Genomic DNA, 23,206 nt, shown 5'->3' with positions numbered 1-23,206 from the left:
TCCTGCTCCATCGGCGACGCTCCGAAGCTGAGCGTCCGAACCCCTTCGGATTCACTTGAACCCTACTAAGTTCCGAACGAAAGATTGATCATTGGTATCCGACCGCGTCGGACCCCGGATCACCGCCGAGATGCTAACAAAATGATGCGCGGGATCAACCAACGCTCTCAACATTTGATGAATTCGGAAGAAAACCGTCGTGAGGCCGTGATCCGACCGTCAGCCGCGTCGATCCGGTCGGGGCCCGTAGAATGTCCCGCATGGAGCCAACCGACACCCAGATCACGGTCGGGTGGCGCGAACGCGTGGACCTGCCCGATTGGCGGGTCCGGGGCATTCGCGCCAAGATCGACACCGGCGCCCGGACCAGCGCCGTCCACGTTGACCACATCGAGGAGGTCGAGGACGGCCATCTTCGGTTCGCGGTCGTCGTGCGTCAGCGTCCGTCGGTCCGCCTTCGGTGGGTGACGGCCCCCCTTGTCCGCGAGAGCGTCGTCAAGCCCAGCAGCGGCGTTCGTCAGCGTCGCCCGGTGGTGCTCACGACCCTGAGTCTCGGAGGCGTCGCCGCCGAGATCGAATTGAGCCTCGTCTGTCGCCGCGAAATGCTCTGTCGCATGCTCGTCGGCCGCACGGCCCTCGCCGGCCGCTACCTCGTGGACGCTTCCCAGACCTACCTTGTCAGCGCCGCCCGCAAGGGCGGAGGAAGGACCGCATGAAACTTGGCATTCTCTCGCGTGCGCCGCGATGCTATAGCTCGCGCCGCCTGCGCCAGGCCGCGACCGAACGGGGGCACAAGGTGAAGGTGCTCGACACCCTCCGCTTCGCCCTTGAACTCGAACACGGCGAACCGGGGCTGCTGTACCGGGGGCGATCGCTCTCGGACTACGACGCGATCATCCCGCGCATCGGCCATTCCGTGACCTATTTCGGCACGGCGGTCGTCCGGCAATTCGAGCAGATGGACACCTATACGCCCAACACGGCCAACGGCATTTCCAATTCGCGCGACAAGCTCCGCTCGATGCAGATCCTCAGCCGCCACGACGTCGGCATCCCGCACACGACCTTCGTCCGCGACCGGGCGGACGTGCTGCCCGCGATCGAGCGCGTCGGCGGCGCCCCGGTGATCATCAAGATTCTCGAAGGCACGCAGGGCGTCGGCGTCATTCTCGCCGACTCTCCGAAGGTCGCCGAGGCGATCATCGAGACGCTTCAGTCGGCGCGTCAGAACGTGCTGGTGCAGAAGTTCGTCGCCGAGAGTCGCGGCCGCGACATCCGGGCGTTCGTCGTCGGCGATCGCGTCGTTGCCGCGATGCGCCGCGTGGCCCAGGGCAGCGAGTTCCGCAGCAACGTGCATCGCGGCGGGATCGCCGAGGCGGTGACGCTGGACGAGACGTACGAGGAGACGGCCGTACGCGCCGCGCAGATCATGGGTCTGCGCGTCGCCGGCGTGGACATGCTCGAGTCCAACGAGGGGCCGCAGATCATGGAGGTCAACTCCTCGCCCGGCCTCGAAGGCATCGAGGGCGCCACCGGCCTGGACGTCGCCGGCGCCGTCGTGGACTTCATCGCCGATCGCGTCGCCTTCCCGGAGGTGGACGTGCGGCAGCGCCTGACCGTCAGCAAGGGGTACGGCGTGGCGGAAATCCACATTCACGAATCCAATTGGTTCGTCGGGCGGACGCTTGCGGAGTCGGGTCTGTTCGAACGGGACATCGCGGTTCTCACCCTCAATCGCGGCGCCAAGGTGATCTCGAATCCGAAGGGCTCGCGCGAACTCGAGGCCAACGACCGGCTGCTCTGCTACGGTCGGCTCGAAGCGATGCGCGACCTGGTGCCGGTCAAGCGGCGTCGTCGCCGGCGCAAGGTGAGGCGATTGGCGGACGCTGCCGCGACCGGCATGGAGGCCGGCGGATGAACGAATCAAGAGGCGATCCGGGGCGTTGGGGCGGGGTGGAGGTTGGCCCCGGCGAAGCGAGGGAAGTCCGGATCACGGTCTCCGAAAGTTACTCGGGCGTGGATGTGCGCATTCCCGTGTACGTCTGGCGCGGCCGCGAGGAGGGGCCGACCGTCTTCGTCTCCGGCGCCGTGCATGGCGACGAGATCAACGGCACCGGCGCCATTCGCTCGATCATTGTTGACCGTCCCTTCGAGATTGATCGGGGGACGCTGCTGCTGTGTCCGGTCGTCAACATTCTCGGCTTCGAGCGTCACTCGCGCTACATGCCCGACCGTCGCGACCTCAACCGGTCGTTTCCCGGCACCACGTCGGGCAGCCTCACGAGTCGCATGGCGGACGCCTTCTTCACGGGCGTCGTCGCGCGGTGCGAGTACGGCATCGACCTGCACACGGCCGCATTGCGGCGCACGAACTTCCCCAATGTGCGCGCGGACATGAAGGACGATCGCGTCGCGGATCTGGCGCGCGCCTTCGGGGCGGAACTGATCGTGCACGGACGCGGGCCGCGGGGTTCGCTGCGACGCGCGGCGTGCGCGTCGGGCTGCGCGACGATCATTCTCGAAGCGGGAGAAGTGTGGAAGGTTGAATCGGGCGTCGTCGAGTACGCGGTGCGGGGGATCCGCAACTGCCTGATCCGCCTCGGGATGGTGCGTGGGCGGGCGGAGAAGCCGCCGTACCTCGTTGAGACGGACGGGACCACGTGGATCCGCGCCATGAACGGTGGTTTTCTGCGCTTTCACGTGGCGCCGGGCGCGATCGTCGAGCAGGGGGACGCGATCGCGACGAACGCGAGTCTGACGGGCGAGGAGCAGGAGGTGATTCGTGCGGCGCGGAACGGCATCGTGCTCGGCATGACGACGCTCCCGTCGGTGGCGCCGGGCGACCCGGTGTGCCACCTCGCGTTCGTCAAGAGCGGGCCGCTGCACCGGATGGAGCGTGCGGTGGAACGGCTGGACGACGCCCACCTGTACGAGCGCATCCGCGAGGATCTCGCCCGCAGTTACTACCTGCGCGAAGCGGGCCCCGACCCGGATCGCGAGCCGGCGATCTGATCGATCAGCGCGCGCCTTCGAGATGCTCACGCAGGCGACCCGCCGTGGGGAACGCCTTCTCGATGAGGTCCCGGCGCATGCCTTTGCAGATGTCCTTGATCTCCTGGGGCTGCTTCGCGTACGCGTCGCGGCCGCCGACGGCGTCGTAGAGGATGCGGACGAGGCAGACGACGTCGTGCCGGATGTTCGCCGCGCTCGGGCGGCCCCAGTGGTAGAAGTCCACGAGTTTGACGTCGAAGAAGACGCCCCGACGGGCGACCATGACGTTCCCGTCGTGCAGATCGCCGTGGTACTCGCGCTGCCGGTGGATCTGCTCGACGCCCGACGCCAGCGTGTGCAGCAGGTGCATCGCCTCGAAGTGGTGCATGCGTCCGCGCGGCTGTCGCGCGAGCATGTCGGCGAGGATCTCGCCTTCGACGTAGTCACTGATGAGGCAGGTGATGGGCGAGCCGCGATGGCGGAAGGTCTCGGAGTTGTGATACTGGATCAGGATGGAGCAGTCGCGCAGGCGATCGAGTTTCTGGGCGTAGTAGAGGACGGCCCGGTCCTTGAGGTTGCGATGGGGATAGAAGAGTTTCGCGGCGCGTCGGACCCCGGTGCGTCGTTCGATGACCTTGTACACCTCGCCCTCCCAGCCGGCGCCGAGTTTTTCGATGACCTCGTATTTCGAGGCGATGAGGCGGCCGGGGGGCAGATCGAATGACGTGATGCGGGACGGCTGTGTCATGCGTCCCCGGAGTATACGGCGCGGGCGCGGTCAATCGACGTGATCGTCCACGTGCGCCGTCGGACGGTACATCACGACGGTGAGGTCGTCCGGCTTCGACGGCATGGGGGCTTCGACGCCGGGTTCGGCGATGCGTCGCATCCGGCCCGCGGCCAGGTCACAGACGGAGCCCAGCGCCGTCTCCAGCGGACCCGTCCGGATGCGACGGTTGATCTCGCCGGGGAAGAGATTGTCGAAGAGGCCGTCGGAGGCGATGAGCAGCGTGTCGCGGGCGGAAAGTCTGACGGGCGCGCCGATCTCGATGCGCATGTCGCGCGAGCCGACGACGTTGTCCACGATGTGGCGGTGGTGGTGGTGAATCGCCTCGTACTCGCTCAATTGGCCCGCGGCATGGGCGTAGGCGACCGGGGCGTGGTCCACCGTCTTCAGTTTCACGCGGCCGCGCTGGCCGACGATGAGGATGCTGGTGTCACCGACGTGGTAGGGGCGGGCGAGCATGCCGTCGAGTTCGATGAGCCCGAGCGTGGATGCCGACCCGATGCCGAGTTCGAGGAGCAGGGCGTTGGCGCGTTCGATACCGTTGAGAATGGCGGGGCGCATGGACTCCTCCCCGCCGAGGCCGTCATTGGCCGCGGCTTCGACGGCCTCGGTGATCGTCTCCACCACAAGTCGGCTCGCTTCGGCGCCGCCGGCGTGCCCGCCAAGCCCGTCGCAGACCATGAGGACGGCCCGGCGATCATCCACCTCGACGACCCCCGCGCAGTCCTCGTTTCGCGGCCGCAGGGGGCTGGGGGTGGACCGCAGGCGCACGACCCCCGACGCCAGCCGGCGTTCGATGCGCTGCTCGGGCGCTTCCTGGTCGATGGTCAGATGCGAGGCGCGAGGCACGCGGCCGCTCCCTCGGGTCAGGGGGTGAAAGGACTCTTCCGAGTCACAATCATCGGCGCGGAAGGGCGTTCCGTCACCACCGGGGGGCCGGAAAAGTGGGAACGAATGCCGGAAATCTCCCGATCACGCGGCCATCGCGCAAACTCCGGCGCCCCGCGTCAACGAGCGCCCGCCGCGATGCACGAGTCGCCCCACGCGTCGAGAAGCAGGTTCAGGTCGGTGAAATCAACGGCGCCGGAGGCGTCGAGATCGGCGAGTGGATCGGCCGCGGCCGCGAGTGAATCGCCGGCGTCGCTGCCGGGATCGACGAATCGGGGATCGGCGTCGATGTTGCCGGCGCCCTGGCCCATCCAGCCGCCTTCGATGAGGCTCTGGTCGAACGAGACGTCGGTGGGGCAGGTCTCGCGCACGTGGATCTGCTGGGCGGTGGCGTCGCTGGTGGGCGCTGCGTTGCCGTGGATGATCGAGTTGACGACCTCCAGCGCACCGACTCCGACCGTGATTCCGCCGCCGCTGATGATCACCTCCGACTCCGAGACGTTTCCGACGATCGATCTCGCGGCGTCAGTTCGATGACGTCACCCGGCGCTGAGGCGTCGATCGCCGCCTGGATGGACTCGCCTTGCCCGACGGTGAACGTCGCGCTGATCGCGTTCGCGGCCCACAGTGCGATGGTCATCGCGCCAAGACGTTGCGCCATGTTCATTGGGCGCCTCCTTCATCAATGATCGCGATGCACGAGTCGGCCCATGCGTCGAGAAGCATGTTCAGGTCGGTGAAGTCAACGACCCCGGAGCCGTCGAGATCGGCGAGTGGATCGGCCGCGGCCCATGCGTCGAGGAGGATGTTGAGGTCGTCGAATGTCACGTCGTCGTCGAAGTTGACGTCCGCCGGGCAGCGTTCAAAGGCCCCGATGTCCACGGCGGCGCCGAGGATGCGGCTGCGTCCGTCGATGTCGGTGGGGATGCCCGTGGCCGCGAGTGAATCGCCGGCGTCGATGGCGGGCGAGGCGGGGAGGAGTCGGTAGTCGTCGCTGCCGGGATCGACGAACCGGGGGTCGGCGTCGATGAGATCAACGCCCGTCCATCCGCCTTCGCTCGGCGGCGGCACGGAGTCCGCGCCGTCGATCAGGCAGTCGGCGAGGTCGAGCGTGATGGGCACGGCCGACGCATTGATGAAGAGTTGGTCGGTCGCATCGGCGCCGCCACCCTGATTGCCGGTGAGGATGCAATTGCGCACGTGAAGCGTGCCGAACTGAGCGAAGACGCCGCCGGCGCCCGCGGTTGTCGCCGACTGCGCGGTGTTGCCGACGATCGTGGAGTTGACGATCGTCATCACGGCGCCGGTGCTCACCGGGAAGAGGCGAACGCCACCGCCGACCCAACCGGTCGTGTTGTCGGCGATGAGGCAGTTGGCGATTGTGATGGGGCCCTGCGCGCCGATGCTTGCCTCGACGCCCGCATTCGCGTTGCCCGTGATCCGCGAGCGGCGGACGTCGCCGACCCCGATCCGGACCGCGGCGCCGTTGCCGCGGACCTGCGCCCGGTCAATCAGGCCTTCAGCGAGGCTGATCGCGGCGCCGGTGTTGTCCTCGAAGCGGCAGTCCTCGATCGTCGCCCCCTGACCGGCCACGCAGGCGCCGCAGTCGTTCGCGAGGAAGTCGCATGACGCAATCGTCGCGTCCGCGGCCGCGAGGTTGGTGATATTGATGAGCACGCCGTCGGCGAGGTCGTTGTTCTCGAAATGGCAGTTCGTCATCGACACGATGGCGTTGAAGCCGGTCCCGATCAGCGCCGACTGGCCCGGATTGGCGGAATTGATGAATGCACAGTCGGCCATCGTGAGCGACTCGCTCGCGAAGATCGAGGTCACCGCGATGAAACTGGCCGACCAGGTGACGTCCGTCATCGTCAGCAGTCGCGCGGACATCTCGACATTCATCGCTGTGACGCCGTCGAGCACGATGGCGTCGGCGTCGATTTGGGCATCGGAGAGTTGGCAGTCGGTCGCATCGATCGCCGCGCCGTTCGATCCGAGGGTCAGACCGGAGAAGGCCGTCGCGTTCAGGATCACGTCGGCGTCGTCGATGAACCACTGGCTGGTCGCCTCGCAGCCGTCGAGTGCCGCGACGCTCATGTCGAGCACCTCGGCGGACTGGAATTCGAGCGTCAGCGTTTCCATCGCGACGTGCCCGCCCTCGATGCGCAGTCCGGACCCACTGAGCATCGCCGGCATCTGGGGATTCTCTGAGCGGACGGTCAGGTCGATCCCGTCGAAGTGCAGGTCTCCCATGTAGGCCCCTGGTTCGAGCAGGATCGTGTCACCGTCCGACGCCGCGTCGATGGCGTCCTGCAGTGAGTCGGCCGGTCCGATGGTGGTTGTCGCGGCAGAACAAATCCCGTTTATCACGATCAATGCAGCGACACGCGCGACGGTCGTTCGAGTTCGCAACTGGCGTCCCCTCGTCAGGTCCCGGAGTCAGACCCTCACGGTGAAGGTCACGCACATTTAACTATGACCGGATACGGGACTTGCGGTTCCCGAATTCGGGCGATTGGGCAGAGATTTCCGGTCGTCGGCGGGCTGATGAGGCGTCGATTGGCCGCGCGTCGGTCGGGGCCGCTATCATGCCCTCCTCACCCCCTGAGAAGGACGTGTCATCCATGCCGACGATCAACATCGACGGTCGCGAATGCGATTTCGAGCCGGGACAGACGATCCTCCAGATCGCCAACGCCAACGGCGTGAAGATCCCCCAGTATTGCTACCACGACGGGCTCTCCATCGTGGCCAGTTGTCGCATCTGCCTCGCCGAGGTCTGGGCGCCCAATCCCCGCAACGACAACAAGCTGGAGCCGATCCCGAAGCTCCTGCCGACGTGCCAGACCACGGCCGCGGAGGGGCAGGTCGTCTACACCGACTCCCCCAAGGCCATCGCCAACCAGAAGGCCGTCATGGAGTACCTGCTCATCAACCATCCGCTCGACTGCCCGGTGTGCGACCAGGCGGGCGAGTGCGAGTTGCAGGACTACTCCTACGAATACGGCCGCGGCGTGAGCCGGTTTGAAGAGATCAAGGTCAAGCAGCCCAAGAAGGATCTCGGCCCGCACGTCTACCTCTACTCCGATCGCTGCATCATGTGCTCCCGCTGCGTGCGCTTCACGCGCGAGGTGTCGGGCACGGCCGAGCTCATGGTCGAGGGTCGCGGCAATCAGGAGCAGATCGACGTCTTCCCCGGCGTCGCCCTCGACAACGAACTCTCGGCCAACGTCATCGACCTCTGCCCCGTCGGCGCCCTGCTGGACAAGGACTTCCTCTTCACCCAGCGCGTCTGGTTCCTCAAGACGACGCCGTCGATCGACGGAACCACGGCGGCGGGCGACAACGTCTGGATCGAGCACAACGAAGGCCGCATCTATCGCTTCCGTCCGCGCGACAACATGGACGTCAACAAGTGGTGGATCTCCGACGAGATCCGCTATTCGTGGAAGTTCGCTCATCGAGAGGATCGCATCGTCAAGCCAAAGACCATGCGGTACGACCGGCGCGTCGAGTGCGAGTACGCCGCGGCATACGAGGACGCGGTGGACGGCCTGCGCGACAAGCGCGTCGCCCTCATCGTCAGCCCCATGCTGACGTGCGAGGAGGCCTATCTGTTCGCCAAGGCGGTGCGTCAGGTCGATCAGAACGCCTCGTTCGTCGTCGGCCCCGTCCCGCGTCAGGGCGACGACAAGGAATTCCCCGGCGGCTACACGATCCGCGCCGAGAAGGCGCCCAACGCCCGCGGCGTGCGTCGCGTGCTCGAGGCGATGGGCGGCGGCGTGATGTCCTACGAGGAGTTCCTCGGACGCGCCGGCGAGTTCGGCGGCCTGCTCATCACCGGCAACTACCCCAGCGAATGGGTGACCGACGAAATGCTCGGCGCCTGCGAAGGCAAGTTCGTCGTGCTCATCGACACGCTGCCGACGAAGTTGAGCGAACGCGCCGACGTGCTCATCCCCGGCGCCACCTGGACGGAGAAGGCGGGCGTCTTCGAGAACGTGGACAACCGACTTCAGGCCTTCGAACAGGCGATCCCCGTCGTCTACGGCGCGCGTCAGGAAGGACAGGTCGCCCTCGACCTCGCCGCACGCGCCGAGGGCATCGAACGCCCCGAGGCAATGAACGCCGCGAACGTCCGACGCGAAATGGCCAACGAGTTCGACGCTCTGCACATCTTCGAGACGGACGTGCATTACCCGTCCGTCGATGCGAAGCAGGAGCCGGACGTCGAGATGGTCGAACTCTGACCGCATCGACGATGATTGGGGGGCGACCCCGGTGTACGACGAACAGGTCCGCCCGATGAACGAGCGCGAACGCGTCGCGATCCAGCGGATCATCGACGCGCCGCTGCATGGCTACGCCACATTCAAATCGACGGCGATGTGGGTCGCTCTTTGGAGCGCCGGCCTCACCATCGGCATCCTGGGCCTCGGATTCGGGACGCAGTTCAACATCGTCGTCTCCATTCTCATGTCCATCGTCTTCGGGCCGGTCGTCCTCACCAGCGCCTATGGCATTCTCGCGGCTGTGAACATCTATCGCGAAGATCGGGGCATGCGGCGTGAGGTCGAGACGGTGACGCGCGACATCTGGAAACGCACGCGCGATCTCGGCATGGTCCGGGCGCGGCGCGTCCTCGCCCATCGCGTCGCCGTCGTCGAACCAATTGACGACGAAGGCGCCTGCTGCATCTTCGATCTCGCCGACGGACGCGTCCTCGTCCTCCGCGGCCAGGAATATGAACTGGACGAGTGCGACGAGTGCTGGCCCAACGCTGAGTTCGAGATCGTCAGCACGCTCGAGGGCGACCTGCCCATCGGCGTCTTCTGCCTCGGGGAGGCGCTGGCGCCGATCCGGACGATGGAGACGGACGACTGCCGCAGCGAATTCGACGTCGAGTTGGCGCAGGAGGAAGTGCTCGCCGTGAATTTCGATGCATTCCTCGACTGGTTGACCGATGTCCAGCGGGCCTGACCGCATCTTCGCCGCGGATTGGTCGGTCAACGCACGCGGCCGCTGGATGTGCCGCGTCGAACGCGACGGCGACCGTTTCCACCTCCATGCGCCGGAACCCGTCGGCGACCCGGAGACGCTCGTCGAACGCGTCGCGGCCGGCGCGCGCTCGACGCTTCTCGGGTTGGACCTGCCCATCGGCCTCCCTCGTCGCTACGCGGCCGCGGCCGGGATCGCATCCTTCCGCGCGTTCCTCGACGAGCTCGACGCGGGCGCCCGTCCGAATTTCTTCGACGTCACCGAAGCGCCGTCGCTCGATCAGCCCTTCTACCCGCCGCACTCCCGCGAACGCGGCCGTCACTCGCGCGCGACCCTTGCCGCGGCTTTGGGGGTCTCACACACGGACGACCTCCTGCGCGCCTGCGATCGCGGCGGTGGAGGACGGCGGAAGGCGGAGTGCCTCTTCTTCACCTGCGGCGGGGCGCAGGTCGGTCGGGCGGCCGGACACGCATGGCGGACGGTTCTCCTGCCGCGTCTCGATCGTGTCCGCCTGTGGCCGTTTGACGGCCCGTTGCGCGACCTCGCGTCGGCGCCGGGCGTGACGATCGCGGAGATCTATCCGGCCGCGGCGTATGCGCGACTCGGCGTCGGCATGACCCGCGGCATGAGCAAGCGACGGCGCGAGGATCGCCGCGCGGTGTGCGCCGACATCCGCGATGCGATGGCCCGACTGCGCGTGACGCCCGACGCCGCGGCCGCGGCCGTGATCGACGGGGGCTTCGCCGCCGACCACGACTTCGACGCGCTGCTCGGCGCCTTGCTGCTCGTCGATGCGATTCAGTCCGCCGACGTCGAGCCGCCGCCGGATGAGACGATCCGGGGCGTCGAAGGCTGGATCATCGGGACGGCGCATTCCCGGGGCCCCACGTCCTGAGCCAGTGGACGACCGTCTTGCTGATGACGTCCATCTCCAGATTCACACGCGCGCCGGGCGTCAGGTCGCGCAGCGTGGTCAGGTCGAGGGTGGTCGGAATGAGCGCGATCTCGAAGGTCTCGGGATCGAGGTCGGCGACGGTCAGCGAGACGCCGTCCACGGTGACGGACCCCTTGGGCGAGACGAATTCCATCAGACCGGCGGGGGGGCGGATGCGGACGCGCCAGTCGGCGGGGTCGTCCTGCACGGCGGCGACTTCGCCGACGCCGTCCACGTGGCCCTGGACGATGTGCCCGTCGAGGAAGGAGTCGGGGCGGCAGGCGTGTTCGAGGTTGACGCGATCGCCCGGGGCGAGGTCGCCCAGCGTGGTCTTGTTGAGGGTCTCGCTGATGACGTCGAAGGCAAGGCGGCCGTCGATGGAGGTGAGGCAGCAGCCGCTGACGGCGATGGAGTCGCCCGGCTTCGGCGCGTGCGCCCAGTCCGGGGCTTCGATGACGAGGCGGCGACCGCCCTCGGTGGAGTCGGTGGATGCGACGCGTCCGGTGCTCTGAATGATGCCCGTGAACATGGGGGAAGCATAGCCGCAACCGCACGGACGGGAGGTGTGCGGGGGCGCCCGCGGGGCGCGCATGCTTGACCGGCCGCGCCGGGCCATTCATACTCCGGATCCTTTCCAGTCCACAGGTGGAGACACAGACGATCATGGAATGTGCTCGCTCAGATCGTGCCGGCGGACGCCCGGTTATGTACGGCGTTCTCGCTCTCGCGGCATGCCTCGCGCTGTTCGGCGGCTGCGCCTCGAAGAACGCGACGTCCACTTCGGCGTCGGACGACGCCGCGACAGGCGGCGACGTCGCGACAGCGAGCGGCGATCAGTCGTCGTACGACCGCTATCGCGACCTCGGTTACCGCCTCGACTGGAAGAGCTACATCGTCGTCGGTCGCGGCAACACGGTGACGCACTTCCGCGCCTTCGACGACGCGCTGCTCGCCCAGGACAGCGGCAACGTCCTCTCGTTCCTCGCGACCGACACAGGCGCCGTCCGCTGGTCCACCGACCTCGCGGGCGACCTGACGCGATTCGTCGGCCTCGGCCGCTATCGCGAGCGCGTGGTCTCTGCGAGTCAGAGCGAACTCTTCCTGCTGGACCCCAAGACCGGCGACCTGCGCGACCGCCAGAAGTATTCCTCGATCGTGAACACGCGTCCGGTCGTCAACTCCAACGGCATCGCAATCTTCGGCACGCCCACCGGTCGCGTCGCCGCGCACAATGTGCTCGCCGGTTACGGCATGTGGGCGTACGGCGTCAGCGGCGCGGTCACCGCCAGCCCCGTGCTCATCCAGGATGATCTCGTCGGCGTCGTCAGCGACAAGGGCGACGTGATCTTCATCGATGTCCGTTCCGGCTCCGCTCGGGGCGGGGCGAAGATCTACGGCGGCGTGGACAACAACCCCGTCACCGACGGTCGCTATCTCTACATCGCGTCGCGCGACCAGTCGATCTGGTGCTTCGATTCCTACGGACGCGACGCCCTCCAGTGGCGCATCCGCACGCAGGCGCCCATCACCGGCCAGCCCGTGCTCCACGACGGCCGCCTCTTCGTCGCCATCCCCGGCGAGGGATTCACCGCCGTCGATACCCGCTCCGGACTGCGCGACTGGGTCGCCCCCGACGTTGACGGCGATCTGCTCGCCGTGCACGACGACAACCTCGTCGTGTGGAACGGTAAGGTCGCAACGATTCTCGACGGCCGTCGCGGCTCGGTCGTCGATCGGATCGAACTCGGCCACCTCGCCTTCCTGACGACCGACAAACTCGTCGATGGCGCCCTTTACGCGGTTCAGCCGGACGGCGCCATCGCCCGATACGTGCCTCGGTGAACGACGCGCCGCCCATCCGACGCGCGCTCATCTCGGTGAGCGACAAGACCGGCGTCGCGCGATTCGCCGAACAACTCGCCGCGCGCGGCGTCACGATCGTCTCCACCGGCGGCACCGCACGCATGCTTCGCGATGCAGGACTCCGCGTCCTCTCCGTCAAAGACGTCACCGGCTTCCCCGAAATGATGGACGGTCGCGTCAAGACGCTTCACCCGTCCGTCCATGGCGGCATCCTCGCGCGACGCGACAGCGACGATCACCTCGCCGCACTCAGGATGCACGGCATCGAGCCCATTGATCTCGTCTGCGTCAATCTCTACCCCTTCGAGAAGACCGTGGCGCGCGAAGGCGTGACGCACGATGAGGCGGTGGAGCAGATCGACATCGGCGGCCCCTGCCTCGTCCGGGCCGCGGCGAAGAATCATGACTTCGTCACCATCGTCACCGACGCCGCACAGTATGAACGCGTCATCGAGGACATGGACGCCAACAACGGGGCGACGACCTTCGAGACCCGCGCCGAACTCGCGGCCGCGGCGTTCGCGCGGACTGCCGCCTACGACGCCGCAATCGCCACACACCTCGCCGACGACTGCGCATTCCCCGCCCAGCGCACGTCCTCCCTCTCACGCGTTGCGACGCTGCGCTACGGCGAGAATCCCCACCAGCGCGCCGCCGTCTATCGCGATGCGGCGCGTCCGCCCGGCCTCGTCGGCGCCAGGCAACTGCACGGCAAGGCGCTGAGCTACAACAATCTCAACGACGCGGCCGCGGCCGTGCGACTCGCTGCGGACCTGCGCCGCATCGCACCCGATCGCGCCGGCGCCTGCGTGATCAAGCACACCAACCCATGCGGCGCCGCAATCGGTGAGAACGCCGCGTCACAGGCGATCGCAGGCGATCCGCTCGCCGCGTACGGCGGCATCCTCGCGATCAACCGCACGCTCACCCTCGACGACGCCCGCGCCGTCGCCGCGCCCGACCGTTTCTTCGAAGTGATCGTCGCGCCCGAATACGAGCCGGACGCCCTCGCCATGCTGCAGGACCGCTGGAAGAACGTGCGCCTGCTCGAAGCGGACGTCTTCGATGAGGCGGACGACGCCCCGGTCGTCCGCACGATCCCCGGCGGCGCGCTGGTCCAGGAGGCGGACGTCATCGCGACGGATCCGACATCGTGGACGCACGCGGCAGGCCCGGCGCCCACGCCGGACATGATCGCCGCGGCCTCGGTGGTGTGGACGTGCGCCCGCAGCCTCACAAGCAACGCCGTCGCCATCGGCGGCGTCGATCCCGCCTCGCCCGACGGCGTGCGCCTCTTCGGCGCCGGCGCGGGTCAGATGGACCGCGTCGCGTCATGCCGACTGGCGATCGACAAGGCGGGCGACCTCGCCCAGGGCGCGATCGCGGCGGGGGACGCATTCTTCCCCTTCGCCGACGGGCCCGAGCTGCTCATCGATGCGGGCGTCATGTGCCTCGTCCATCCCGGCGGATCGAAGCGCGACGAGGACACCTTCGCCCTCTGCCAAAGGCGGGGCGTGACCTGCCTCACGACGGGCGTGCGGCACTTCCGGCATTGAATAGTGAGATCAGCGGACGCCGTCGGCGGCGTCGGCGAAGTCGAAATCCTTGTCCGTGATGCCGCCGGCGTCGTGCGTGGACAGGGTCAGCGTCACCTTGTTGTAGCGGATCAGGATGTCCGGGTGATGCTGCTTCTCTTCGGCCATCTCCGCGATCTTGTTGACGAACGCCATGGCCGCGACGAAGTCCTTGTGCTGGAATGTGCGCTGGATCGCGCCGTTCATCTCGGACCACTGGGCGTGGGCCTTGAGTCGCTCGGCGACCTGATCTTCCGTGAGCTTTTCCATGAGTCCTCCGCGGCATGCGGTCGTGTCGTCAATGCAAGGCCGTATCCTACCGGGCATTCGACGTCGCGACGCCAACGGCGTCGAAGCGCGATCCAAATTGCCCGAATCCACAGCGATGCCCGATCGTATCCCGACAACCCGCCTCGCCCCCTCGCCCACCGGCGCGCTGCACCTCGGAAACGCCCGCACGTTCGTCGTGAACTGGATCATGGCGCGGCAGCGGGGGTGGCGCATCGTCATGCGCATGGAGGACCTCGACGGACCCCGCGTGAAGACCTGGGCCGTCAATGCCTGCTACGACATCCTCACATGGCTCGGCCTCGACTGGGATGAAGGACCGCTCACGCAATCGGCGGACATGCAGCCGTATCGCGAGGCCATGCACCGGCTCGCCGCGACAGGGGCCGCGTATCCGTGCGAATTGACGCGCCGCGAGATCGAGGAAGCCCGTTCGGCGCCCCATCCGGGTGAGGCCTCACGCGAGAACTGGTACGACCCCGCGCTGCGCCCGCCGCTGCACGCACGGGATTTCGACGACGCCGGCGACGCCAACTGGCGCTATGTGACCCCCGATCGCGATGTCGCGTTCGAAGACGCCTTCGCAGGCCCGCAATCGTGGAATCCCGGTCGGACGACAGGCGATTTCGTCGTCTGGACGCGCCACGGCCAGCCGGCCTACCAACTCGCCGTCGTGATCGACGACCATCGGCAGGGCGTGACGCAGGTCGTCCGCGGCGACGATCTGCTCGACTCGGCCGCACGCCAGATGCTGCTGTACGAGGCCCTGGAACTCGGTTCGGGGCCGACATGGCGGCATCTTCCGCTCGTCGTGGGGGAGGACGGGCGTCGGCTGGCCAAGCGGCACGGCGACACGCGTCTGGCGACGTATCGCGAGGCGGGCGTCCGCGCAGAGCGGGTGCTCGGGCTGCTGGCGTGCTGGTGCGGCATGATGGCGTCGCCCGATGAAATCTCGCTCGCGGAATTCGTGGAGGGGTTCAACGACGATAAGATGCCGCGGGATCCCATTGTCTTCGACGCGGAGGCGGACGCATGGCTTCGAGAATGACCAACACCCATCGCCTGATCGGCGCCTGTCTCTTCGCGGTCGTCGCATTGGTCGGCGCTTGCGACAGCGGCGCCGGCGGCGAGACGGTCGTGCCCGCCGGAGGCGAGCGGCAGTTCGATTACCTGGTGATCGAGGTCGGCATCCACGATCGCACCTACGAGTTGGAGGTCGCCGACACCCTGGAGAAGCGGGAGGTCGGACTCGCCGGGCGCACGTCCATCGACGAAAAGGGCGGCATGCTCTTCACCCATCCCGAGAATGAGAAACAGGTGCAGTACTTCTGGATGAAGGGCTGCCTGACCGACATGGACATCCTTTTCATCGACGACAGCGGCCGCATCGTGAAGTGGCACGAAATGAAGGCCGAACCCCCCCGGGGAGAGGATGAGTCAGAACGCGCCTACGAGAACCGACTCAAACGGTACACCAGCGGGTTTCCGGTCCGTATCGCCATCGAACTGGCGCCCGGACAACTCCGGGAACTCCGAGAGTCCGGGTTGCGCGAGGGGGACAAGGTCGATGTCGATCTGGAGCGGCTCAAGGCGATGGCGAAGTGAGTCGATGCCCTCCCGGTGAGGCGGCGTCGTGCGCGTCAGGACGAATGCGCAACGCGCCGCCGATAACGGAGAGGGGTCGAGTGTGTTCTCACATCGCGGTCGGGGCGACAGACTGATCATCACGATGCTGACCTCTGGTCAGCCGGAATACGAACAGGCGCGGGTCTGGCGACCGGTTGTCGATCGCTGGCCCGACTTCGCGCCGCGTCCGATGCTCGATGCGCGGCCCATCGACGCCGCGTTCGACGCGGCCGCGTCCTGCGGCGACGTCGTGCTCATCGTCCTCAACAACCCCGCCGAAACCACTCGGCTCACCTGCCTGCTCAACGATCTGGTCGAGATGAACCGGCCCGTGATCATTCTGCACCCCCGCGGGGGGCGCACGCCGGGTCGTCGCATGGAGGGCGTCATCGTGCTCGAAGAGGACTTCGATCCCGCCGGTCTCGCTTCGACGCTCGGCGCGCTCGCCTTCCGGCAGCATCAGATCGACACGCTGACCACCGAACTCCGCTACGTCCGACGCTTCCAGGGCGGCATGTGCGGGGAGATGGATCGGCTCAACGAGGAACTGCGCCTCGCCGCGGCCGTGCAGACGGAACTCCTTCCCGAATCCATGCCGTCAATGCCGAATGTGGATTTCCAGGTGCTCTTCCGCCCCTGCGGCTACGTCAGCGGCGACATCTACGATGTCCAGCGCCTCGACGAGCATCATGTCGGCTTCTTCATCGCCGACGCCGTCGGCCACGGCGTGCCCGCCGCGCTCATGACGATGATCATCAGCCGCAGCATCGTGATGAAACAGGTCGCCGGCGGACGGTACGACCTGATCCGCCCCGCCGAGGTCCTGCGCAACCTCAACGATGCGATGCTCGAACATCAGAGTCACTCCTCGCGCTTCGCCACCGCCATGTGCGGCGTCATCGACTGCCGCACGCGCGAGGTCTCCATCGCCGGCGCGGGGCACCCTCCCGCATTCGTCCTCAGTCCCTCCGGCGTGCGACAGATCGCCTCCGTCGGCCCGCTGCTCGGCGTCTTTCCGACGGATGAGTTCGATGAGGAGACGTTCACGCTCGCCGGCGACGAAATGCTCGTGCTGTACTCGGACGGATTCGAGACCGCGTTCCCCGGCGCCGACGTGGACAAGTACGACCGTCGCCTGCCGACCCGGCACTACGAGACGCACTTCAGCGAACTGGGATCGACGTGGCGGGAGTCCGTCGAGAGGGATGAACGCGGCAATCCGCGTGGCGGCGCCGCGTCCGGACTTCGCGCCGCCATGAAACAGTTCATGCAGTCATTGAACGCTCAGGCGGGCTCGCTGCATCAGATCGACGATCTCACCGCGCTCGTCGTGGCGCCGTCGGCGGAAAGGGCGGTGGACGCACTCTTCGAGGGCCGCACGCGTCCCGCGGCGCCGGAGCGCACCCTTCCCGCGCCCGGCAAAGTCCGAACCGCGTGAGCGCAAGGCGCGTCGCCGGTATACTTCGCTTCGTTGTGCTGTTTCGGACCGAGTGGGTCCGGACGATTCGCATCGACGGAGCGAGCCATGTCCACCTCCACGACCGCGACGCCAGGCATCCATCCCACGGCGCGGATTCATCCGACCGCACGCATCGATCCGTCGTCGAGCATCGGCGAAAACGCGATCATCGGTATGGACGTGATCGTCGGACCCGAATGCGTCATCGGACCAGGCACGCGACTCCGAGACCGCAGCATTGTCGTCGAGCATACGACAATGGGACGCAACAACGACGTCCACCCCTACGCCGTCATCGGCGGCGATCCGCAGGACCTCGCCTTCCGCCAGGACATGCGCGGCAGCCTCGAGATCGGCGATGGCAACGTCTTCCGCGAGCATGTCACGCTCAATCGATCCACCCACAACGGCCCCGCCACCCGAGTCGGCTCACGCTGCTTCCTCATGACCAACGCGCACGTCGGGCACAATGCACGCCTCGGCGACGGCGTCATCATGGCCAACGGCGCTTCCCTCGCCGGACACGCCCATGTCGGCGATCGCTGCGTGCTGTCGGCGTACGTCACCGTGCATCAATTCACGACCGTCGGCGACGCCGTCATGTTCCAGGGCCACTCCGGCGTGAGCATGCACGTGCCTCCATTCGTCATGGTCGCGAGCGAGAACACGATCGTCGCCCTCAACAAGGTCGGCCTGCGCCGACACCCCACGCTGACCGACGAGGACCGCGCCGGAATCAAGGACGCCTTCCGCGCGATCTACCGCCGACCCAGCGGCCAACCCATCGGCGCCGCACTCCGCATCGTTCGAGAAAAGAATCTGGCGCCGGGGGCCGAGGCGTTCGTCTCCTTCATCGAACGGGAGATCGACGCGGAGGCGCCGCGTGATCGGGGCATCTGCGGCGGGGTGCGACGCCATCGACATCGGGACTGATCTCGGTCATCCGATAAAGCCGAGACCCGCGGTTAGAAACGCGCTCAACAGAGTGCAAATCATTGCCTTGGGCCCGCTTTGTGCGTATGGTGTTCGCGAAGTCCTCGAAACGCGCCGTCGGCGCGGCGGAGATGACCATGGCCTCGCGGCAAGACAGAAGAAAGCGTGTTTCAGCGGCGGGTGAACTGCCGGGGGATATCGCCGACATCGCCGAGCCAGCGAGCGGCGTCGAGGCGGCCGCGGCCGTCATGTCCGGCCTCGACGCCAAAGTCCTCGTCCTCAACAAACTCTACATGGCCGTTCGCATCGTCTCCGCACGACGAGCCTTCTGCATGCTGATCCGCGATCAGGCGGAAGTCATTCACGTCGATCAGGGACAGTATCTCAGCTACGACTTCAACTCGTGGACCGAGATCAGCGAACTGCAACGCACGTTCGAACCCGAACGACACGACTGGGTACGCACCGTGCGACTCGACCTCGCCGTCCCCAAGGTCATCCGACTCGTCTCCTACGACCGACTCCCCGCGCAACGCGTCAAACTCAATCGACGCAATCTGTTCGCGCGCGACCGAAACCGCTGCCAGTACTGCGGCAACCACTTCCCGACGAGCGAACTCTCCATCGATCACGTCATCCCGAGATCGCAGGGCGGACGCGACACCTGGGAGAACCTCGTCTGCTCATGCGTCCGCTGCAACGCACGCAAGGGCGGACGCACGCCGGACCAGGCCCGCATGAAACTGCGCAAGAAACCCGTCTGCCCCAAACGCAATCCGCTCATCTCCCTCAGGCTCGGAAACGAAAAGTACCAGTCGTGGAAGACCTTCCTCGACAACGCGTACTGGTCCGTCGAACTGCGCTGAGGCGAACGAACCCGCCGCTCCAGGGCGCCGTCCTCTTCACCGGCAGCGCCCGAAACCCGTCCCGATCGCGTCCGCTTCGTCGATGACCACCTTCACCTCAGACCCGAGGACTGCGACCGCCGGGTGGACCTCATCGCCCCCGACCCCTTGGCGGAATGTCCGCCACGAAAGTGACGCCGCGCTTGCGGCGAGGACGCGCACTGACGTAGCCTTTGATGCGTCGCCGGTGCACACATAAAGGGCGGACCGCATGGATGACGCCCATGACGTCCAACCTGATATTGCGTTCCCGCTCGATACGAAGCGGTCCCGCATGCTCTTCGCCGGAGCATTCGTCGTCGCGCACGTCATCGCATTCCTGGTCGGCATCCGTCTCCATTACGACGGCCCCTCCACCGTCTCGACGCTCTGGCTGCCCAGCGGCGTCTTTCTCGCCGCACTGCTGCTCGCGCCGACCCGCTGCTGGTGGTGGGTTGCGGGCGTCGGATTCTTCACCGAACTGACCGCGGCCTTCGCCACCGGCGGCGGGTTCGAAACCATGTACGCCGACGGCCGCGTCTGGTACCCGATCGCCAACGTGGGCAATCTCCTCGAGGCGCTCCTCAGTGCGACGCTCATCCGGACACTGCTGCCCCGGCGCGTCCCGCGCTGCTCCCCTCAATGGCTCGTCGGCTTCGTCGGCATCGCGATGGTGATCAGTCCCGCGATCAACGCCGCGCTCGGCGCATGGGGACTCTGGATCACCGGCGTCAGCGACCAGGTCGCCGAGACGTGGCGGACGTGGTGGTTCGGCGACGGCATGGGCGTCATGGTTGTGACGCCCGCCGTGCTGGCGTGGGCGGCGCGACGGCGCGTCGGCCGACATCCTGTCACGTCAACGGTCGTCGAAGGCGTCATCGTCACGGTCGTGACATTCTCCGTGGCGACGTTCATCTTCATCCCGGAGATGGACGAGATCGACGCCCTGTGGCGGCTTCCCTTCGCGATCGCCATCCCGCTGCTGTGGGCCGCATTCCGACTGGGACTGGCCGCGACATGCTCGCTCATCTTCGGCGCATCCATCCTGATCGCACTCGGTGTTGACATGGATCGCGGGCCGTTCACGGCCATGGGAGACAACCCCACGGAGCGAATCCTCATCATGCAGGGATTCATGGCCATGACATTCCTGCCGATGCAGATGCTCGCCGCGGGCGTCAGCGAAAGGATGCGCATGCGCGAACGCCTCGACCAGGAACTTGTGGTCCGGCGCGAACAGCAGGCGCACGTCGAACGACTCGTGCAGGAAGTCAATCACCGTGTGCGGAACAACCTCGGCGTCATCATCAGCATGGTCGAGGCCGCGGACTCCGACCCCGCCACGCTCCTCGGACGCCTGCGCGCCATGAGTCGCGTGCACGATCAACTCTCAGTCTCCCAATGGCGCCCGACGGACATCGGCGGCGTGATCTCGGCCGTCGTCCTCCCGCTCGTCGTCGAGAGCAGTGACCGCGTCGTCATGAGCGGCGAACCCGTGCGGCTGCCGCCGGAACAGTGCCAGTCCCTCGCCATGGCCCTGCACGAACTCGCCTCCAACGCACTGCGTCACGGGGCCATGAAGGATCCCGGCGGTCATCTCGAAATCAGTTGGGGCATGCAGGACGGAAACGTGGCGCTGCACTGGTCCGAGACGATGGCGGATCCGCCCGTCGGACTCGTCGAAGGACAGGGATGCCGCCTCATCCGCGGCTTCATCGAATTCGAAATGCGCGGCCAGGCCAACATTCAAACCACGGACGACGGCCTGAAATGCGACATCCGATTCCCACTCCGGGCCAACGGACCCATGTTGACAAACGCGGCCGCGAAAAAGGCCGGACCCCGGATCGATTGACCCGGGGCCCGTTCATGCGGCCGACGCCGACGTAAGCCGAATTCTGTACCGCCCGAAGGCGGTGGCGACCATTTCTCTCGCCCGGACGTTGCCGCCCGGATCCTGCAGCGATCCACCCGTCCCACCCGGCCGGAGAAGCCGTCCGCGACCCGAAGGACGCGAAGGGGACTGCATGATCTTGCACGCGATGGGGTTTACCGTGCCCCGGACGTCGCCGCCCGGGCGGTGCGCTCTTACCGCACCTTTTCACCCTTACCCGCCGAAGCGGGCGGTCTGTTTTCTGTGGCACTGGCCCTCGCCCGCGGCCGCGCGGACGGGTGGGCGTTACCCACCATCGTCTCCTGTCGTGTTCGGACTTTCCTCCGTCGCGCCTCCTTCCGGAGTGCGAAGGCGGTCGCCTGTCAACGCCGCATCATCATACGCCTCTTCGTCATCCCACGGCCAGATCGAACGCACGCTGTTCTCCGGCCGCTCGCCGACGAAATCAGACGGCGCCCGCGGATCCCGCGGCGTCCAGAGCGTCCGCGTCGCGCCCAGCATCGCACCCGACGCGAACGCCAGGTCCACCTGGCTGATCTCGTAGTCCGCCAACGCCCGGATCTCCGAGGACTGCGCCTCCGCCAACCGGGCCGCGGCGTCGAGAACGTCCGTGCTCGTCCGCAGGCCGAGATTGAACTGGTTCACCTCCGCCTCGTACGTCCGCTCCGCAAGCAACGCATTGATCCGCGCCGCCAGAATGCGCTGCCACGCCGTGTCGATGGCGTCCACCGTGTCAAAGACCTCCTGCGTGATCGCCTGCGCCTGCGCGGCCTTCGTCGAAAGACGTTGAAGACGCTGGAGGATCGCCCGGTGCACCCGCGACTCCGCCGCGTCGTTGCCGATGGGCGTCTCAAACCTGGCGCCGATCGACCAGTCGTGGAATCGTCGATCCGTCGCAAGGTCGAGGGCGCCCGACACGGACTGCCCGAGACCGTTGTAAGCGTACGAGTAATCCAGCGTGAACAGCGGCAGCGCCTGATTCTTCAGCAGATCAATCGTGGACATGTCCTGCGCAAGCTGCAACTCAAGCTGCAGCATCTCCATGCGCTCGGCCAGCGCCGCGTCCGCCAGCTCACCGGCGTCGAGTTCGTACTGCACCGGCGCAGGCTCCGTCGTCAGTTCCAGCAGCGCGTTGCTGCGGACGTCCAGCCCCGGCGCATTCATCAGACGCTTGAGATTCCGCTGCGCCTGCAGCAACGCGTTCTCCGCCTGAATGATCGCTTCGAGTCGCTCGGCGATGCCCGCCTGCGCCCGCGTCACTTCGATGCGCGCGGCCTCCTTCAGTCGGAATCGACGCTCCGCGCGATCCAACTGCTCACGCGCCAGGTCGTACTGCTGAAGCCGGACGTCCAGCGCCTTCCGGATGGCGTACAGCGCCCAGTACGCGCGATCCGCGTTGGCGAGTTGACGGATGACCTCGAGTTTTGTCGCCGCTTCGGAGATTTCCACGTTCAACGCGGCGACGCGGATGGCGTGCGTGTTGGCCCGACGCCCGCCGCCGCGAAGCAGCGGCTGACTGATCGAAAACTGCAGATCCGCCACGTAAGAGGGATTCAGCGTCGCGAAGACGTTGTCCGTTTCCGAGCGCGAAGCGGGAACCTCGAACGAAACCGTCCCGCCCGTGCGCAGCGGAATGCGAATGCCCGGCGTGATGCTCGAACTGCGGAACTGATTGCCGCTCAACTGCGAGTCCGTCGCCTGGTCCACCTCGCTGTGACGCGCATTGACGAACAGCAACGCCTCGAATCGCGCCTCCTCCTCCGAAAGCGACTGGTTGGCGATCGTCGGATTGACGAGCGCGACCTCCAGATCAAGGTTGTTCTCCAGCGTCCATGCGCGGCACTGCTCCAGCGACAAGGGCACCCGATCGCGATCCGCCAGCGGCGTCGCCGCCTCGCGATACGCGTCAATCTGCTGGTCAAGCGTCGCCTGCGGATCCGGCTGCTCGACGCGTTGGTAGCGCTCCATGTCCATCGTGCGCACCACGCGCAACCGCTCCCGCGGCGTCGGCTCCGGGTAATCCGCGCGCGACGGGAAGAGCGGGTTCGAACACCCCGCAAAAACGCCGAGCGACGCCGAAGCGGTCA

Annotated in this window: 21 protein-coding genes, 1 other RNA gene and 1 pseudogene; 14 read left to right on the top strand and 9 right to left on the bottom strand. The window is 66.8% G+C overall.

Annotation, left to right across the window (positions count from 1 at the left end):
* Nucleotides 1-260 precede the first annotated feature (260 nt).
* From RIB87_RS03590 to RIB87_RS03575, 3 genes are read left to right on the top strand one after another with little or no spacing between them, the layout of a single operon-like run.
* Entirely contained in the window at nt 261-716 is a 456-nt protein-coding gene (locus RIB87_RS03590) for an ATP-dependent zinc protease family protein (protein WP_350143601.1), read from the top strand.
* Nucleotides 713-1,918: a RimK family alpha-L-glutamate ligase gene (locus RIB87_RS03585; RefSeq protein WP_502943203.1), complete on the top strand. Its 1,206-nt coding sequence runs from the start codon at nt 713-715 to the stop codon at nt 1,916-1,918. Before RIB87_RS03590 ends, RIB87_RS03585 begins: the two co-directional genes overlap by 4 nt.
* On the top strand, nt 1,915-3,012 hold the full coding sequence (locus tag RIB87_RS03575) for a succinylglutamate desuccinylase/aspartoacylase family protein (RefSeq protein ID WP_350143599.1): 1,098 nt from the start codon (nt 1,915-1,917) through the stop codon (nt 3,010-3,012). The genes RIB87_RS03585 and RIB87_RS03575 overlap by 4 nt, the downstream gene beginning before the upstream one ends.
* 4 nt (nt 3,013-3,016) lie before the next feature.
* Here the strand turns inward: RIB87_RS03575 and RIB87_RS03570 are convergent, their stop codons facing one another.
* The 5 genes from RIB87_RS03570 to RIB87_RS03550 form a co-directional block, all read right to left on the bottom strand.
* The gene (locus tag RIB87_RS03570) at nt 3,017-3,739 is read right to left on the bottom strand and encodes a protein kinase domain-containing protein (RefSeq protein WP_350143598.1); all 723 of its coding nucleotides are present in this window, start codon (nt 3,737-3,739) and stop codon (nt 3,017-3,019) included.
* 30 nt (nt 3,740-3,769) lie between these two features.
* Nucleotides 3,770-4,627, bottom strand: a complete 858-nt coding sequence (locus RIB87_RS03565) for a PP2C family protein-serine/threonine phosphatase (protein WP_350143597.1) — start codon at nt 4,625-4,627, stop codon at nt 3,770-3,772.
* Nucleotides 4,628-4,785: 158 nt separating this feature from the next.
* On the bottom strand, nt 4,786-5,151 hold the full coding sequence (locus RIB87_RS03560) for a hypothetical protein (RefSeq protein ID WP_350143595.1): 366 nt from the start codon (nt 5,149-5,151) through the stop codon (nt 4,786-4,788).
* The gene (locus RIB87_RS03555; RefSeq protein WP_350143593.1) at nt 5,148-5,333 is read right to left on the bottom strand and encodes a hypothetical protein; all 186 of its coding nucleotides are present in this window, start codon (nt 5,331-5,333) and stop codon (nt 5,148-5,150) included. Before RIB87_RS03555 ends, RIB87_RS03560 begins: the two co-directional genes overlap by 4 nt.
* Nucleotides 5,330-7,078 (bottom strand): right-handed parallel beta-helix repeat-containing protein, encoded by a 1,749-nt coding sequence (locus tag RIB87_RS03550; RefSeq protein WP_350143591.1) that lies wholly within the window; start codon nt 7,076-7,078, stop codon nt 5,330-5,332. The genes RIB87_RS03555 and RIB87_RS03550 overlap by 4 nt, the downstream gene beginning before the upstream one ends.
* A gap of 212 nt (nt 7,079-7,290) precedes the next feature.
* Here RIB87_RS03550 and RIB87_RS03545 point away from each other — a divergent pair, with 212 nt between their 5' ends.
* Genes RIB87_RS03545 through RIB87_RS03535 form a run of 3 tightly spaced genes read left to right on the top strand, consistent with a single transcriptional unit; the run spans nt 7,291 to nt 10,559 of the window.
* Complete coding sequence (locus RIB87_RS03545) at nt 7,291-8,916, top strand: NADH-quinone oxidoreductase subunit G (protein WP_350143589.1); 1,626 nt, start codon at nt 7,291-7,293, stop codon at nt 8,914-8,916.
* Nucleotides 8,917-8,947: 31 nt separating this feature from the next.
* Nucleotides 8,948-9,646 (top strand): hypothetical protein, encoded by a 699-nt coding sequence (locus RIB87_RS03540; RefSeq protein ID WP_350143587.1) that lies wholly within the window; start codon nt 8,948-8,950, stop codon nt 9,644-9,646.
* Nucleotides 9,630-10,559 carry a hypothetical protein gene (locus RIB87_RS03535; RefSeq protein ID WP_350143585.1) on the top strand — a complete coding sequence of 310 codons (930 nt, stop codon included), beginning with the start codon at nt 9,630-9,632 and terminating at the stop codon, nt 10,557-10,559. Before RIB87_RS03540 ends, RIB87_RS03535 begins: the two co-directional genes overlap by 17 nt.
* Here the strand turns inward: RIB87_RS03535 and RIB87_RS03530 are convergent.
* A complete protein-coding gene (locus RIB87_RS03530) occupies nt 10,522-11,127 on the bottom strand; it encodes a riboflavin synthase (protein ID WP_350143583.1) in 606 nt (201 codons plus the stop codon). The two genes, RIB87_RS03535 and RIB87_RS03530, sit on opposite strands and share 38 nt — an antisense overlap.
* Before the next feature lie 176 nt (nt 11,128-11,303).
* Between RIB87_RS03530 and RIB87_RS03525 the strand changes: the two genes are divergently transcribed.
* On the top strand, nt 11,304-12,440 hold the full coding sequence (locus RIB87_RS03525) for an outer membrane protein assembly factor BamB family protein (protein ID WP_350143581.1): 1,137 nt from the start codon (nt 11,304-11,306) through the stop codon (nt 12,438-12,440).
* Nucleotides 12,437-14,017, top strand: coding sequence for a bifunctional phosphoribosylaminoimidazolecarboxamide formyltransferase/IMP cyclohydrolase (purH, locus tag RIB87_RS03520; protein ID WP_350143579.1), 1,581 nt, complete (start codon nt 12,437-12,439; stop codon nt 14,015-14,017). Before RIB87_RS03525 ends, purH begins: the two co-directional genes overlap by 4 nt.
* 9 nt (nt 14,018-14,026) lie before the next feature.
* Here the strand turns inward: purH and RIB87_RS03515 are convergent, their stop codons facing one another.
* Nucleotides 14,027-14,305 (bottom strand): 4a-hydroxytetrahydrobiopterin dehydratase, encoded by a 279-nt coding sequence (locus RIB87_RS03515; protein ID WP_350143577.1) that lies wholly within the window; start codon nt 14,303-14,305, stop codon nt 14,027-14,029.
* Nucleotides 14,306-14,420: 115 nt separating this feature from the next.
* On the opposite strand from RIB87_RS03515, the gene RIB87_RS03510 reads away from it, so the two are divergent.
* From RIB87_RS03510 to RIB87_RS03485, 6 genes are all read left to right on the top strand, one after another.
* A complete protein-coding gene (locus tag RIB87_RS03510) occupies nt 14,421-15,371 on the top strand; it encodes a glutamate--tRNA ligase family protein (RefSeq protein WP_350143575.1) in 951 nt (316 codons plus the stop codon).
* Complete coding sequence (locus RIB87_RS03505; protein WP_350143573.1) at nt 15,368-15,928, top strand: DUF192 domain-containing protein; 561 nt, start codon at nt 15,368-15,370, stop codon at nt 15,926-15,928. The genes RIB87_RS03510 and RIB87_RS03505 overlap by 4 nt, the downstream gene beginning before the upstream one ends.
* An 82-nt stretch (nt 15,929-16,010) precedes the next feature.
* Nucleotides 16,011-17,387, top strand: coding sequence for a PP2C family protein-serine/threonine phosphatase (locus tag RIB87_RS03500; protein WP_350143571.1), 1,377 nt, complete (start codon nt 16,011-16,013; stop codon nt 17,385-17,387).
* 87 nt (nt 17,388-17,474) lie between these two features.
* The gene (gene lpxA, locus RIB87_RS03495) at nt 17,475-18,341 is read left to right on the top strand and encodes an acyl-ACP--UDP-N-acetylglucosamine O-acyltransferase (RefSeq protein ID WP_350143569.1); all 867 of its coding nucleotides are present in this window, start codon (nt 17,475-17,477) and stop codon (nt 18,339-18,341) included.
* A 137-nt stretch (nt 18,342-18,478) separates the two neighbouring features.
* Entirely contained in the window at nt 18,479-19,207 is a 729-nt protein-coding gene (locus tag RIB87_RS03490) for an HNH endonuclease (protein WP_350143567.1), read from the top strand.
* 250 nt (nt 19,208-19,457) lie between these two features.
* Nucleotides 19,458-21,080 carry an MASE1 domain-containing protein gene (locus RIB87_RS03485; RefSeq protein ID WP_350143565.1) on the top strand — a complete coding sequence of 541 codons (1,623 nt, stop codon included), beginning with the start codon at nt 19,458-19,460 and terminating at the stop codon, nt 21,078-21,080.
* A gap of 17 nt (nt 21,081-21,097) precedes the next feature.
* Here the strand turns inward: RIB87_RS03485 and rnpB are convergent.
* Nucleotides 21,098-21,490: RNase P RNA component class A (rnpB, locus tag RIB87_RS03480), an RNA gene on the bottom strand.
* Nucleotides 21,491-21,683: 193 nt separating this feature from the next.
* A pseudogene (locus RIB87_RS03475) lies at nt 21,684-23,087 on the bottom strand (TolC family protein); the annotation flags it as partial.
* Between the last annotated feature and the right edge of the window lie 119 nt (nt 23,088-23,206).

This window comes from Pyruvatibacter sp. (assembly GCF_040219635.1).
GTDB lineage: Bacteria > Pseudomonadota > Alphaproteobacteria > CGMCC-115125 > CGMCC-115125 > Pyruvatibacter.
This window is presented reverse-complemented; position numbering and strand designations above follow the sequence as displayed.